General features: G+C 44.5%; 12 protein-coding genes. 4 read left to right on the top strand and 8 right to left on the bottom strand.

What is annotated here, in order from left to right; translation table 11 throughout:
* Window positions 1-13: 13 nt before the first annotated feature.
* From treC to pxpB, 8 genes are all read right to left on the bottom strand, one after another.
* Window positions 14-1,696, bottom strand: a complete 1,683-nt coding sequence (gene treC, locus FHS45_RS12615; RefSeq protein ID WP_062442856.1) for an alpha,alpha-phosphotrehalase — start codon at window positions 1,694-1,696, stop codon at window positions 14-16.
* Window positions 1,697-1,767: 71 nt separating this feature from the next.
* Window positions 1,768-3,177, bottom strand: coding sequence for a PTS system trehalose-specific EIIBC component (gene treP / locus FHS45_RS12610; protein ID WP_166761413.1), 1,410 nt, complete (start codon window positions 3,175-3,177; stop codon window positions 1,768-1,770).
* A gap of 21 nt (window positions 3,178-3,198) precedes the next feature.
* Window positions 3,199-3,693: a PTS sugar transporter subunit IIA gene (locus FHS45_RS12605; RefSeq protein WP_062442863.1), complete on the bottom strand. Its 495-nt coding sequence runs from the start codon at window positions 3,691-3,693 to the stop codon at window positions 3,199-3,201.
* A 207-nt stretch (window positions 3,694-3,900) separates the two neighbouring features.
* Window positions 3,901-4,689 carry a putative hydro-lyase gene (locus FHS45_RS12600; RefSeq protein ID WP_062442865.1) on the bottom strand — a complete coding sequence of 263 codons (789 nt, stop codon included), beginning with the start codon at window positions 4,687-4,689 and terminating at the stop codon, window positions 3,901-3,903.
* Between the two features lie 18 nt (window positions 4,690-4,707).
* Window positions 4,708-5,898, bottom strand: a complete 1,191-nt coding sequence (locus FHS45_RS12595) for an NRAMP family divalent metal transporter (protein ID WP_062442870.1) — start codon at window positions 5,896-5,898, stop codon at window positions 4,708-4,710.
* 18 nt (window positions 5,899-5,916) lie between these two features.
* Window positions 5,917-6,687, bottom strand: coding sequence for a LamB/YcsF family protein (locus tag FHS45_RS12590; protein ID WP_062442873.1), 771 nt, complete (start codon window positions 6,685-6,687; stop codon window positions 5,917-5,919).
* Window positions 6,687-7,700 carry a 5-oxoprolinase subunit C family protein gene (locus FHS45_RS12585; RefSeq protein WP_062442877.1) on the bottom strand — a complete coding sequence of 338 codons (1,014 nt, stop codon included), beginning with the start codon at window positions 7,698-7,700 and terminating at the stop codon, window positions 6,687-6,689. Before FHS45_RS12585 ends, FHS45_RS12590 begins: the two co-directional genes overlap by 1 nt.
* Complete coding sequence (gene pxpB / locus FHS45_RS12580; protein ID WP_062442880.1) at window positions 7,697-8,413, bottom strand: 5-oxoprolinase subunit PxpB; 717 nt, start codon at window positions 8,411-8,413, stop codon at window positions 7,697-7,699. The genes FHS45_RS12585 and pxpB overlap by 4 nt, the downstream gene beginning before the upstream one ends.
* 791 nt (window positions 8,414-9,204) lie before the next feature.
* Between pxpB and FHS45_RS12575 the strand changes: the two genes are divergently transcribed.
* The 4 genes from FHS45_RS12575 (at window position 9,205) to FHS45_RS12560 (ending at window position 14,400) form a co-directional block, all read left to right on the top strand.
* Window positions 9,205-10,419: an MFS transporter gene (locus FHS45_RS12575; protein ID WP_062442883.1), complete on the top strand. Its 1,215-nt coding sequence runs from the start codon at window positions 9,205-9,207 to the stop codon at window positions 10,417-10,419.
* 129 nt (window positions 10,420-10,548) lie between these two features.
* On the top strand, window positions 10,549-11,712 hold the full coding sequence (locus FHS45_RS12570) for a CapA family protein (protein ID WP_062442886.1): 1,164 nt from the start codon (window positions 10,549-10,551) through the stop codon (window positions 11,710-11,712).
* A 260-nt stretch (window positions 11,713-11,972) separates the two neighbouring features.
* Window positions 11,973-12,923, top strand: coding sequence for an oxygen-dependent tRNA uridine(34) hydroxylase TrhO (trhO, locus tag FHS45_RS12565; protein WP_062442889.1), 951 nt, complete (start codon window positions 11,973-11,975; stop codon window positions 12,921-12,923).
* 61 nt (window positions 12,924-12,984) lie between these two features.
* On the top strand, window positions 12,985-14,400 hold the full coding sequence (locus FHS45_RS12560; protein ID WP_062442892.1) for an amidase: 1,416 nt from the start codon (window positions 12,985-12,987) through the stop codon (window positions 14,398-14,400).
* Window positions 14,401-14,476: the final 76 nt, after the last annotated feature.

Below are 14,476 nucleotides of genomic sequence, written 5' to 3'. Positions count from 1 at the left end.
TATCATTGTAACATCAGTGGATGTGATAGACGACAGACTCATACGGCCTCAATCCAATTCCGTCCACGATGCTCTTGCTTGTGTCTTCATAATTGCTGATCAGAATGTCTACTTGTTTTCCGTGGACATTAAACTTTTCAGGTAATTGGAAGCGGGTGGCCAGTCCATAGAAATTGTTGACGACAAGAAGAGTTTCGTCGTTCCACTTACGTACATAAGCGAAAATCTGTTCATCGTCCTGGAGTATCCATTCGTAATCCCCATAAGTGATAATGTCAAATTCTTTTCGCAGTTGAATCAACTGTTGGTAATGATAGAATACGGAATCTTTCTGTTCTATCGCCTCTTTAGCATTGACCGTTTTATAGTTGTCAGCTACTCCAATCCACGGGTCAGCCTCAGAAAAACCGGCATTTACGCTATCATCCCATTGGACCGGGGTCCGTGAGTTATCGCGGGATTTCTGTTTCAAAATCTCGATGATTTCGTCTTCGGTGACCCCATCTCCTTTTAAAATTTGATACATATTCAATGATTCTACATCCCGGTATTGATCAATGGAATCAAAGTAAGGGTTGGTCATACCGAATTCCTCCCCCTGGTAAACATAAGGGGTTCCCTGCATCATGTGGATTGTTGTCGCCAGCATTTTCCCTGACTCTACTGGATAATTTACATCATCACCAAACCGGGAAAGTACGCGAGGCTGGTCATGATTGCACCAGAATAACGCATTCCAACCTTTACCTGCATTCATTTCTTTCTGCCAGGTAGACAGGATTTTCTTTAGCTCATAAAAATCAAAATCAGCTACGGTCCATTTTTCACCGTTCGGGTAATCGACCTTTAAATGGTGGAAATTGAAGGTCATGCTAAGTTCTTTACGTTCCGGACGTGTATAAAGAATACAATGATCGATGGTTGTTGAAGACATTTCTCCTACGGTAAGCAGGTCGTATTTTCCGAATACCTCGCGGTTCATCTCCTGCATGTATTCATGAACCCGAGGGCCGTCTGTATAATACTTACGCCCGTCTCCTGGTGCGACACTGCCATCATCATCCGGAAATGCCTGATTCTTGGAAATTAAGTTGATCACGTCCAAACGGAAACCATCCACGCCTTTCTCTGCCCAAAAGCTCATCATTTCGTAAATACTTTTTCTGACCTGTTCGTTTTCCCAATTCAAATCAGCCTGGGTGACATCAAACAGGTGCAAGTAATACTGGTCTGTCTGCTCATCATATTTCCATGCGGAACCGCCGAATTTTGATTTCCAGTTGTTCGGGGGACCGCCGTCCATGCCATCCCGCCAAATATAGTAGTCACGATATGGGTTGTCCTTCGACTGCTTCGCCTGCTGGAACCATTCGTGATCAGTGGACGTATGGTTGACGACGATATCCATAATCAGCTTCATACCCCGTTCGTGTACACCTGCAATCAATTCATCAAAATCTTTCATCGTTCCGTATTCCGGATGGATATCATAATAATCGCTGATATCATATCCGTTATCCCGCTGCGGAGATTTATAAGGAGGGGTCAGCCAAAGGACGTCGACCCCTAATTCGTTCAAATAATCCAGTTTTTCCACGATGCCTTGCAGATCACCGACACCATTCCCTGTCGTATCGTTAAAGCTTTTCGGGTAAATCTGGTAGACTACTGCTTTCTTCCACCAAGCTTGATTCATTAAAACACCACCAACATATAGTAATACTTAACTAATCATTTTAAAATCAGTCGTTTGTCACATAGGTAAAATCAGCAATCGCCTCTACGCTTCGCCCACAGATAAGTGATGACCATTGGCAGGATGATGACGATCGCCATTCCAACGAAGAAAGGCCCCCATTTTCCAGCGCTGATGGACAAGAAACCAGGGATGCCGCCGACGCCAATAGAAGTAGCGGTTACCCGAGCAACTGTAATATACATACCTGCAATACCAGAAGAAATCAGCGCTATTACAAACGGATATTTAAAACGCAGGTTGACACCGAATAAAGCTGGTTCAGTGATACCGAGGTAAGCTGAAATCCCTGAAGTAGAAGCCAGACCTTTCAACTTTTCATCCTTGGTCGCAAGAAACATAGCAAATGCTGCAGAACCTTGCGCGATATTGGACAAGGCAAGCATCGGCCATAGGAAAGTTGTACCTGTACTGCCGACCAGCTGTATATCAACGGCAAGGAACGTATGATGCATACCAGTGACAACTAGCAGTCCGTATAAACCACCATAGATCAAGCCGCCTAATGCAGCAAATTGGTCAAAAATGGATACTAATCCATCTGTCAGCAAGTTGCCGACAAAGAACATCGCTGGGCCGATTAATAAGAAAGTCAAGAACCCTGTCACTAATAAAGTTGTCGGTGCAACAATCAGTAATTGTAAAGAATCCGGTATACGTTTGCGCAGCCAAACTTCAGATTTAGCCAACACCCAGGAAGCTAACAAGACTGGCAGCACCTGTCCCTGGTAACCAATTTTTTCAATTTCCATTCCAAACAAGTTCCAAGTCGGGATATTACCTTCTTTTAAAGCATTACCATAATCCCAGGCATTCATCAGGTCGGGATGAACTAAAATAAGACCAAGAACAATACCGAACAAGGGACTGCCGCCGAACTTTTTGACGGCCGACCAGCCAATCAACCCTGGTAAAAACACAAAAGCTGTATTGGCGATCAGGTTTATCATTTCTGCCAGTCCAGCCCATTGCGGATAAACATCCACAAGGGATTGGCCTTCATAAAAAATATCCGGTCCGGCAAGAATGTTGTTCAGACCCATCAATAGACCCGCGGTAACAATTGCCGGAAGAATCGGGATAAAGATGTCTGCCAGTACTTTTATCGCTTTTTGAAGCGGATTCATTTTTTCTGAAGATGCAGCTTTGACATCTTCTTTTGTTTGTTCACCGATACCAGTGAGAGAAATCAATTCCTGGTACACTTTATCGACTGTACCTTGACCAATCACAATTTGAAACTGGCCGTTAGTTGAGAAAGAACCTTTTACTGCCTCTATGTTATTAAGCTTTTCCTGATCGACTTTACTTTCATCATTCAAGGCTAGCCGCAAGCGTGTGACACAATGGGTAGCGGCATTGATATTTTCCTTGCCGCCAATGGCTTCTAAAATCTGTTTCGCCTGATTATTTAAATCCATTATGGTTTCCTCCCGTAAAAGTTAGTTGGCCTTTGGCTTGATTTCCATAATTTCTGTGGACCCTGCTTGTACATCTCCCTGATTATAAAACTCCAAGGTATATTCATTACTATTCGTAATAATGACAGGAGTCACAGTGCTTGAAGCTTGTCCCTCAATTTTTGAAAGGTCGAAAGTGACTAATGTCTGTCCTGTTTTCACTTTATCCCCTTGTTTCACAGAAGCTTCGAACCCTTCACCATTCATTCCAACGGTTTCGAGGCCGATATGGACTAACACTTCAACACCGGCTTTATTTTTTAAGCCGATAGCGTGCTTGGTAGGGAATAATTGTACGACTTCACCGTCAAACGGAGCTACTGCCTTGCCTTCCGATGGTTCGATTGCAAGACCTTCTCCCATCATTTTCTGTGAAAATGTCGGATCCGGAACCTCCGTTAAATCTACCACTTTCCCTGTCACAGGTGCTGTCAGAATTGTCTCTTTATCATTTTTGCCAAAAAGTTTTTTAAACATTGGTTACTGCCTCCTCACAAATTCCTCAGTCGTCGTTACATGTATATACAAGTTATGATTCAAGTATAATTTGTATATACATGTTTTGCAAGCGTTCACACTTAATTTTTTTTAGTAAAATAGGCTTTCTTATCAAAATAGTGATGCCCATAAAAAAGGCTGCTCTTGAAAGGAATCAACAATCAAGAGCAGCTGCTAAGTTGCTTTTCAAATACTATATTCTTCATTTTTCTTATCGGTAATAAACATATGTCCTGGTGCATGGGTGATCATGATTTCCGGCTTCATATGCATGGCTACTGCCTGAGGAGTAACTCCGCAGGCCCAGAATACCGGAATTTCTCCGACTTTGATCGTTACCGGATCGCCAAAGTCCGGACGGGAAAGGTCAGTAATACCAATCGCTTCCGGGTCACCGACATGGACTGGTGCTCCATGTACTGAAGGAAATTTACTGGTAACCTGGACAGCTTTAGAAATATCGGCTGCTTTCACTGGCCGCATGCTCACAACCATCGGTCCGGAAAAACGGCCGCCAGGTACACATGGAATATTGGTTTTGTACATCGAAACATTCTTGTTTTCTTCTATATGACGAAGCGGTATTCCATAATCCATCAGTGCTTGTTCAAAGGTGAAGCTGCATCCGAGGAGGAAGCCCACCATTTTTTCGTCCCATTGTTCTGTTATGTCCCGCAGCTCTTCAGTGAGTTGTCCATTGCGATAAATACGGTAACCAGGAAGGTCTTTAAGAAGATCTGAATCTGGCGCAACGAAACGCGGTACGGGAGAACCTGGTTCTGTTACATCCAAAACAGGACAAGGCTTTGGGTTACGTTGACAAAACAATAAAAACTCAAAGGCCATTTCTTCTGGCAGGACGACCAGGTTTCCCTGTATATACCCCGGAGTCAAACCGGATGTCGGGCCTGTCCAGTATTGCGTTCGAATTTTTTCCCGTGCTTTAGCTGGTGTCCACTTTTCCGGTAATTCCATAAGTGTCTCTCCTTCCCTTTATTCAAATAGTTGCGGGATACCTTCGAGCAAAGTGACGAAGCCCATATAAGACATGACAATAACTATCAATGCACCGAAAATTGTCATCCACAGCGGATGCTTATAATCCCCGACGATAGATTTTTTATGGGCAGCGATAATCATAACTCCCAGCGCCAGTGGCAAAATCAAACCATTCAGGGAACCGACCAGAATTAATATACTGACAGGACGCCCAACGGAGACAAATACTAAAGTGGAAATAGCTATGAATCCTACGATAAACCATTTATGATGCTTTTCAATGGTGTTACTGAACGAACGGATAAAGGAAACGGATGTATACGCTGCTCCTACGACAGAAGTAACGGCAGCTGCCCAAATGACCACCCCGAAGATCTTATAACCGACATTCCCAGCCGCTGATTGGAAGACGGTGGCCGCCGGGTTGCCTGGATCCAATTGAATGCCCTGGGCAACTACTCCGAGGGCAGCCAAAAATAGAAAGACACGCATGATGGAAGCGAATCCGATTGCTGAGACCGCGCTGCGGTTGACATACCCCAGGGATTCCTTTCCCTTGACCCCCGCTTCTAATAAGCGGTGCCCGCCGGCAAAGGTAATATAGCCTCCGACAGTCCCGCCGACGAGTGTTACAATCGCAAGAAAGTCGATGGTGTCAGGGGCAATAGTCTTCACAGCTGCTTCTCCAAGGGGAGGGGTAGCGGTGAACATGACATAAACTGTCAAACCGATCATTAGGAAACCTAGCATTTGGGCGAAGCGGTCCATCACTTTACCAGCTTCCCGGACAAGGAAGACTCCAATAGCAACCAGACCGCTGAAGAGCGCCCCCATTTCTGGTGAAATTCCGAACAGTACGTTAGTACCCAATCCGGCACCAGCGATATTACCAATATTAAAAGCCAAACCGCCTGCCACAATTAAGGCAGATAAAACAAAGCCAAGGCCAGGAAGAAGCTTGTTGGCAATGTCCTGTGCCGGTTTTTCTGAGATCGCGATAATTCTCCAAATGTTCAACTGAGCACCAATATCAATGATAATCGATACCAGGATAACAAAGCCGAAGCTAGCCGCTAATTGTTCCGTGAAATGTGTCGTTTGCGTCAGGAAGCCAGGCCCGATGGCTGAAGTCGCCATCAAAAACGCAGCCCCTAATAGCAGCCTCATCCGTGATTTTTTGTCCATATGTTCCACTCCTCGCTGTTATTTCAATACATCCCTGACCTTTATTGTTTCAATGTCGGATTCCTTTAATGCCTGATTGATATATTTTGCAAAATCCAAAGCGTTTTCGCCATCCCCGTGAATACAAATCGTATCTGCCTGCACATCAATATCCTTTCCTTGGACAGTGTGTACTTTTTGCTCTTTGACCATCCGGATCACCTGGGAAACTGCCTCCTCATAATTTGTTATCAAAGCATTCGCTTCTTTCCTGGATGTCAATGTTCCATCTTCCTGATACGTCCGGTCGGAGAAAACTTCACTTGCTGTACGGAGGCCGGCCTGTTTACCTGCTTTCACTAATTCACTTCCAGCCAGCCCGAATAAAACAAGTTCCGGATCCACTTTGTAAACCGCTTCTGCTATCGCTTCAGACAAGTCCTGGCGTTTGGCAGCCATATTATAAAGAGCGCCATGCGGCTTCACATGCTGAAGGCTTCCTCCTTCTGCTTTTACAAAACCATTCAACGCTCCGATCTGATAGACTACCAGTTCGTAAGCCTCTTGAGGGGTGATATCTATATTTCGACGACCAAAACCCATCAGATCCGGCAAGCCAGGGTGTGCACCGATGCCCACTCCTTTTTCCATTGCCATTTCTGTTGTCTTTCGCATCGTCGTAAAATCACCTGCATGAAAGCCGCATGCTACGTTGGCCGATGTAATATGTTCTAGAATCTCCTCATCCCGACCTTTTTGATATGTGCCGAAGCTTTCTCCCATATCACAATTCAAATCTACGATTGCCATTATCGTACCTCCTCTTTTAATTTCAGGCGTATTCCCTGGGCAAGCTGCTGGATGCTCTTTTCTCTTTCTAAATAAAGCTGTTGGGCTTTTTCAAGTGAGATTTCCTGAAATCGTGCTTTCTCACCAGGTTTTAATTGCGCTACGACCGGTATGTCAACGGAAGCAACCTGGCCGATTTTCGGGTATCCCCCTGTGGTTTGCCTATCAGCAAGAAGGATGATCGGCTGGCCATTGGAAGGTACCTGGATTGTTCCGAACGCTACCGCTTCAGAAATCATCTCTTGTGCCTTATCCAGCTGCAGTTTTGGTCCTTCGAGACGGTAACCCATCCTGTCTGATTTGCTTCCGATCTGAAAGGGTTCGAAGAAGAACGCTTCCTGGCTCTCTTTTTTGAATAACTCATATTGCCTTCCCTTTATGACGCGTACCGGCTGTTCTTCTTTGAAGACAGGAATAAATTCAGATGCTACGTGCCAATCCATGCTAACGAGTGCTTCCCCTCCAGCTTGCTTCTGCAAGAAACTTTTGATCTTTGCAGCTGCTTCAGATAGTTCCTGTGCTGTAAGTTCGTCTCCTTCTTTTAAGGCTCGTCCGTGAAAACCACCCAGGCCGGCGCGAAGATAGGTGGACTTGCTCTCCATTACTTCCGGCACATTAAAGCTGCCGGCAACCGCTAAATAAACCCGGCACCCTTCTTTTGCCTGACCAAAACGAAGTTCACTTCCCTTCTTCACGTAAACCGGACGCCATGGTTTAACCTGCTTATCTCCGATTGATGCGGAAAGATCACCTCCACACAAGGAGATCAGCGCATCCTCCTGAAATTCCAGTACCGGCCCGCTCAGTGTTATTTCCAGCGTAGCAGCATCCTCCCTATTTCCTACAAGTAAGTTAGCGATACGGTGGGCTGCCGGATCCATTACACCACTGGCAATGACACCATATGTTTGATAGCCTGTTCTACCAAGATCCTGCACACTGGTAAGCAATCCTGGTTTCAAAACTTTAATCATGATTGCTCCTCCTTATAAGCGTCAAATTCGCTACGGCTGATTGCCTTGAATACAACTTTATCTCCAGCATGGAGCAAGGAAGGAGGCTCCTGGTCCGGTTTAAAAAGACGTACAGGCGTTTGACCAATCAATTGCCAGCCTCCAGGCGTTTCAATCGGATATACACCTGTCTGGCTCCCCGCGATCCCGACCGACCCAGCTGGTATGCTCAGACGTGGCTCTTCCTTTCTTGGCGTGGCAATCTCTTCTTTCATCCCCCCAATATAAGGGAATCCAGGGGCGAACCCTATCATATAAACCAAATAGTTACCGGCCGTATGAAGCTCAATGACTTCCTCTTCGGTCAAATCATTATGGTTGGCCACCTGAGTTAAGTCCGGACCTAAATCCCCACCATAGCAAACAGGAATTTCTACCACCCGGCCTTGTCTTTTTTCTCCCACTCCCAATTTAGGGAGCTCTTTCTTGATTGTTGCTCTGACAATTTCATAAGGTAAGGCAGAAGGTTTATCTTTCTGATCCATTACTTTTACAGGGTCGTAGAATACCGCCACGGTAGTAAAAGCAGGAATATACTCTATGAGCCAATCAAATGGTTTATCATTCAGAAATGCTGTTACTTGTTTGACTCGTTCATGAGACTCTTCATCAATCGTTTTACCAAGATCGATAATTGCTCCATGGTCGCCTAACGGGGATATGTTAAATTCCAAACCAGAACCTCCTCTATTAATCTTTCGTATCTTCTAAAAATTCTATATTACTAAATAGTAAATCAACTTTACTAATGGTTCAAATGAATATTCAGATTATTTTAGTGGTTAATTTCTATTTAAGCTCCCAATTACCGAAGACTCAGTTTTGAGATAGTTGGGTCCGTTACCGTAAGTGGAATGGGACGGGCAGGGAAACGACTCGCTTTCCTGCGGGGGACCTGGCAAGCTTCCTCGGGCTAAAGCCCTGTGGGATCTCGCCTAGCCCCTTCTCCCGCGGGAGTCTCCCCGTTTCCCTGCCCATCCAGTTATTTATGTAATAAACGGACCAGTCAAAAAGAGAAAGGACGTACAATAAAACCTTTATCCTCAGGCATTTATAAAGGATGTAAGGGTACCAAAATCTTCTTTATAATATCATAGGGCATTTTACAAGTGTGATTTCGAGAACTTCCTATGGCAAAGGGGCGTAGGGAAACGTTGAGACTCCTATGGGATATGCGGGATCGCTGAGACCCCGCAAGGCGAAGCCTGAGGAGACTCAGCACACGCCCACGGAAAGCGAATCGTTTCCCGGAGCCCCTATCCCCAATAAATATCTCGAAATCAAGTCTTCGACTTTTCGGCACTATTGTTGAATAAGTCTCTTGTAGTCTTTTATTGCAGGGAGTGTGCATTTTTCTTTCAACCAGGTAAAGAGTATGTTATAAGTTTATAATGATAGATTAATATTTAGGGTTACGAAATAATTAGTTTGAAAGAAGTGATTCATTATCGTAGACCAGGAAAGTATGGCTAAACGAAATTTGTTCATCATGTGGTTTGCTAACTTCTTTATCGCAGGAAGCATCACTATGGTACTTCCGTTTATTTCTTTATATATCGATAGCTTTGGCAATTTTTCTGAGTCCTACGTCCAACAATGGTCAGGCTGGGTATTTGGCGTCACATTCGTAACGGCATTTTTATTTGCGCCCATATGGGGGCGGGTCGGTGATCGTTATGGCAGAAAGAAAATATTAATCATTTCTGCCGTTGGCCTGGGGGTGTCCGTCTTTTTGATGGGGTTGGCTGATTCTGTCTGGCAATTATTCTTCCTGCGCTTATTCATGGGGGTATTTACCGGATTCATACCGATGTCACAAGCGTTGATCGCCACCCAGACACCAAAGCATATTGCCGGTAAAGTTTTGGGTACACTGCAGACTGGCAGTATTACAGGGAGTTTGATGGGACCGATGCTTGGGGGTGTGTTGGCTGACACATTCGGGTATTCCGCCACCTTCCAGGGGACCTCTATCACCGTCTTTCTATCAGCTTTTATCGTCATATTTGGAATCAAAGAATTCAAAATTAACGATGAAAGCAGTGATAGTAAGAAAAGTTATTCCCGGAAAGAAGTACTCCGTCATATCTTTCGCCATCCAGTATTGCTGATGGTTATGCTCGTATCCTTGTTTGTCCAAATCGCCCATTTCAGCATCCAGCCGATTTTATCCTTGTATGTTGCTGAATTACATGGTCCTGCCAATCTTGCATTCTTTTCCGGAATTGCCTTTTCCGCTGCGGGTCTTGGGAACCTGCTGATGGCAAGGCGCTGGGGCAGCATTGCCGACAAGGTCGGTTATATTAGAATCTTGGTGTTCCTGTTATTTATGGCAGGGATTGTCTATCTTCCAGGTGCCTTTGTTACAAGTATCTGGCAGCTGGTCATCATCCGATTCCTGTTGGGGGCCTCCATAGGGGGAATCATTCCCGTCCGCACTGCTTATATTCGTCAGGAGGCTCCACTTGCCATGCAAGGGGAAGTGCTCGGGTATAACACAAGCATTCGCTTCTTAGGAAATATGATTGGGCCCGCGCTTGGCGGGATGCTTTCCGGCTACTTGGGATTCTCTTCTGTCTTTTATGTAACCAGTGCTTTATTGGCAGCATCAGGAATAGCCATGTATCTGACCATACAGCGAAACCCTCGTACTGCCAAACGCCATGCTCATTCCGTATAACAACAGTCAAACCCCTCCTTTCTTGTCGAAGATTGGTGGGATTTGTTTTTATTTTTTTGAAAACGCTTTATACTATAGGTAAAAGGTCTTTCCAATTCCGACTATCTACTTATTGAAGGGGCACTTCTTATGAAAAAAATCTTTTTGCTGGTAATGCTTTCGTTTGTGCTGGCAGCTTGTGCGCAATCGCCCAACAAACAGTTTTTCGCCAATGACTTAACCGCAAAATTGTCTGACGACCCTACTAAACAAGAATATCCTGTTAATCCTAAAATAACACTGGCTGCCATCGGTGATATATTGATTCATGCCCCTGTCTATCGTGATGCCCAGACCGCTGATGGATATGATTTCACGCCGATGTTCAAGAAAATAACTCCCTACTTGAAGGAAGCAACCTTAGCCATAGCTAATCAGGAAACAATGATCGGCGGGACTGATTTCGGTTTATCCGGGTATCCAGCCTTCAACAGCCCGACTGAAGTCGGAGATGCCTTAAAGGAAAGTGGAGTCGATGTCGTTTCGATTGCCAATAATCATACCCTTGACCGAGGAGAACAAGCGATTAATAATGCCCTTTCTCATTGGGAGTCTATTGATATGACCTACACAGGAGCATACAAAAGCCAGAAAGACCAAAAGAAACTTCGCGTGGTTCAGACAGAAAAAGGAATCGATGTTGCATTTTTAAGCTATACGTACGGCACCAACGGTATCCCTTTACCATCGGGGAAGAATTATCTCGTCAATTTAATTGACGCACAAAAAATTAAATCAGATATCACACAAGCGAATAAACAAGCGGATGCTGTGGTCGTCAGTTTGCATTTTGGTTCGGAATATGAGCGTATGCCCAATCGCTACCAGAAAGAATTAGCTCAATTAATGGCTGATTCAGGAGCCCATGTTATTCTCGGCCACCATCCTCACGTCCTGCAGCCAATCGAAATGCTTGAAGGAAAAAAGGGAAATGAGACCCTGGTAATCTATTCACTTGGAAACTTCATCTCTGCACAGGAAGAAACCCACCGGAGGATCGGCGGTATCCTCCAGGTAGAAATCGAATTAGATAGACACGATGATTCCATAGCTTTGAACAAGCCTTCCTTCGTCCCTACTATTGTCGATTATGAACCATTCGCTGACGGGCAAGCCGGTACAAAATTTCAAGTAATTCCGATGCACGAAACTACAAGAGAAATCATACCTGACCAAAAGGAAACTTATAAAGAAATAAAAGACCATATGTCTCAATGGCTGCCTGAATTAATCTTTCCTCGTACTTCACAATGACCTTTGGCTTTTTCTTTTCAAAATGCTATGTCAAACATTGTAGTTGATTTTCCATAGGAGAAATTATCAAATTATTAGGGCGTAAAGTCGAGGACTTTATTCCGAGATGATTGTGGTAATTCCCGCAGCCAATAGAACATACCAAATAAAGGTTCTATTGAGAACGATATCTAGTTGAATTTTTTTCTAAAACTAGATATTATGTAGTGTGGCACAAAAATGTTATCACACTTGCAATGTGAAACAGGAGGAATAAATAAATGAGTACTAAAGACTACCGAGTATTGTTGTATTATCAATATGTCGACTTACCGGAATATGAAGAATATGCCGCTGATCATTTAAAGTATTGTAAAGATTTAGGTCTGAAAGGCCGGATCATCGTTGCCCCGGAAGGAATCAACGGCACCGTATCCGGAACTGTAGAACAGACTAATGAATATATGGAACACATGCATGCTGACGAACGTTTTAAAGATATGGTTTTTAAAATAGATGAAGTGGAAGAACATACCTTCAAAAAAATGCACGTACGTGCGAAATCTGAAGTTGTCAATTGGAGTATTGACAATGATGACATCGATCCAAAAACCTTTACCGGCAAACGGCTGAAGCCTAAAGAGTTCTATGAAATGCTTCAGGACGAAGATACGATCGTCATTGATGGCCGTAATGAATATGAATACCGGATCGGTCATTTTCGCAATGCAATTCAGCCGGAAGTAGAAACGTCCCGCGAGTTCCCTGAGTGGATCGCTGAAAATGCAGATCAGTGGAAAGATAAAAAAGTCCTTACCTATTGTACGGGAGGCATCCGTTGTGAAAAGCTTACGGGCATCCTGATGAAAAACGGTGTGGAAGACGTCTACCAGCTCGATGGTGGAATCACCACTTACAGTAAAGATCCAGAAACAAAAGGGCGTTATTTTGATGGAAAAATGTATGTGTTTGATGAGCGGATTTCTGTCCCTGTCAACCATACCGAAGAAGATACCGTTATCGCGGAATGTGAACATTGTGGTAAAAAAGAAGACCGCATGATCAACTGCAGCAATCCGGTCTGCAACCGTCAGTATGTCTGCTGTGAAGCATGTGAAATCGAGCAGTATGCTGCCTGTACCACCGAATGCCGCGAACACCCGGAAAACCGCTGGGATGTTGACAAACAAAAACAAATCGACAAATATGATAAAATCCCGAACAAAAACTAAAACGACGTTGGTCTGTATTCAGGCCAACGTTTTTTCTTAATCTTTAAGGAGGTTTTCAGCCATGTCAGATATAGCTTACCTTGATGCTACAGCACAGAAACAACTGATAGACAAAAGAGAAATTTCCCCCTATGAACTGACCGAGCATTACATAGAAAGAATTGAAGAGCTCAATCCTGAATTGAATGCTGTGGTGCATACCATGTTTGATGAGGCGCTCGAACAAGCAAAACGGTATAAACCGAATAGCTCTTTATTTGGTGGTCTCCCTTTTCTTATTAAAGACTTGAATAACATAAAAGGCCACCCGACAACCTCTGGTTCGAAGCTGATGGACGGATTTACGGCTGGAGAAGACGATGTTTTTGTGAAACGTTACCGGGAAGCAGGAATGTCTTTTCTTGGTAAAACCAATACACCTGAATTCGGCTTTTTACCCACAACGGAACCAGACCACCTGGGGGCAACAAAAAATCCATGGGCACTGGACAGGTCTGCCGGTGGTTCCAGCGGAGGTGCAGCGGCAGCAGTAGCTTCTGGAATGGCTCCTTTCGCACATGCTAGTGATGGTGGCGGATCGATACGGATTCCTGCCTCTGCATGCGGGCTGTTCGGTTATAAACCATCCAGAGGTCAAGTACCCTACGGTATGTATATGAATAACTTCGGTGTTAACCATGCACTGACCAAATCTGTCAGAGACAGTGCCGGACTGCTGGATATCATAAAAGGACCCGGGCCAGGAGAAAGCTACCCTCCCCTTCCCGCGAGAACTCCCCTTCTTCCCAATATCGTTCAAGATCCTGGCAGGCTTAAGATAGCAGTAGATCCTGACTGGAAGGGACGGGTCTCTATTTCTGAAGAGGCCAGGGAAGCGGTCAGCCATGCCGTTCTTCTGCTTGAATCTCTGGGACACGAAATCGAATACCAGCCGCTGCCGTTTGACTTTGAAGCTTTTGCCAACCATTTTATTACGAGCTGGATTGCCGGCGGATCCCTGTTGATCAAACATATGGCTGGGTTAGTAGATGTCCAGCCCACAAAAGAAAATCTGGAGTCGATATCCTATCATGTCTACAATCTAGGGTCACAGCTTTCTGCTTCTGATTATGAAGAAGCAAGAGTTATGCTTATGCGGGAATCACAGAAGATTCATAGCTTCCATCAACAGTATGATATCCTATTGACTCCTGTATTAAATGGATTGCCGGCAGTTCTTGATACTTTTTCTAATGGAAATGATGCGCCGAAAGATATGTTGTATAACTTCACGGATATATGCAGTTTTACACCGATTGCGAATGTAACCGGCCAGCCTGCGATGAGTGTCCCTTTATATTGGACAGAAAAAGGACTTCCGGTTGGCGTTCAATTTACTGGAAGACTTGGCGAGGATGACCTGATGTTCCGACTAGCTGCACAGCTGGAAAACGCACAAGCCTGGCAGTCCCATTACGATAACTTGAACCGGTACTAGGAATTTTCCAATTTGTTTACTGTAATCCTTTAGGTGGTAAAGTCCACTATCGACAAAATATAAGGAGGCAGTATTC

The organism is Thalassobacillus devorans (assembly GCF_011761345.1).
GTDB lineage: Bacteria > Bacillota > Bacilli > Bacillales > Halobacillaceae > Thalassobacillus > Thalassobacillus devorans.
Note: the sequence above shows the minus strand (reverse complement) of the source record. Positions and strands in the feature narration are given on the sequence as shown.

Bases quoted from the DNA above. Each gene is read 5' to 3' on its own strand.
- trhO (WP_062442889.1), top strand. From the start codon at position 11,973: ATGAGTACTAAAGACTACCGAGTATTGTTGTATTATCAATATGTCGAC.
- treC (WP_062442856.1), bottom strand. From the start codon at position 1,696: ATGAATCAAGCTTGGTGGAAGAAAGCAGTAGTCTACCAGATTTACCCG.
- FHS45_RS12560 (WP_062442892.1), top strand. From the start codon at position 12,985: ATGTCAGATATAGCTTACCTTGATGCTACAGCACAGAAACAACTGATA.
- FHS45_RS12600 (WP_062442865.1), bottom strand. From the start codon at position 4,689: ATGGAATTACCGGAAAAGTGGACACCAGCTAAAGCACGGGAAAAAATT.
- FHS45_RS12570 (WP_062442886.1), top strand. From the start codon at position 10,549: ATGAAAAAAATCTTTTTGCTGGTAATGCTTTCGTTTGTGCTGGCAGCT.
- FHS45_RS12575 (WP_062442883.1), top strand. From the start codon at position 9,205: ATGGCTAAACGAAATTTGTTCATCATGTGGTTTGCTAACTTCTTTATC.
- FHS45_RS12595 (WP_062442870.1), bottom strand. From the start codon at position 5,898: ATGGACAAAAAATCACGGATGAGGCTGCTATTAGGGGCTGCGTTTTTG.
- FHS45_RS12590 (WP_062442873.1), bottom strand. From the start codon at position 6,687: ATGGCAATCGTAGATTTGAATTGTGATATGGGAGAAAGCTTCGGCACA.
- FHS45_RS12605 (WP_062442863.1), bottom strand. From the start codon at position 3,693: ATGTTTAAAAAACTTTTTGGCAAAAATGATAAAGAGACAATTCTGACA.
- FHS45_RS12585 (WP_062442877.1), bottom strand. From the start codon at position 7,700: ATGATTAAAGTTTTGAAACCAGGATTGCTTACCAGTGTGCAGGATCTT.
- treP (WP_166761413.1), bottom strand. From the start codon at position 3,177: ATGGATTTAAATAATCAGGCGAAACAGATTTTAGAAGCCATTGGCGGC.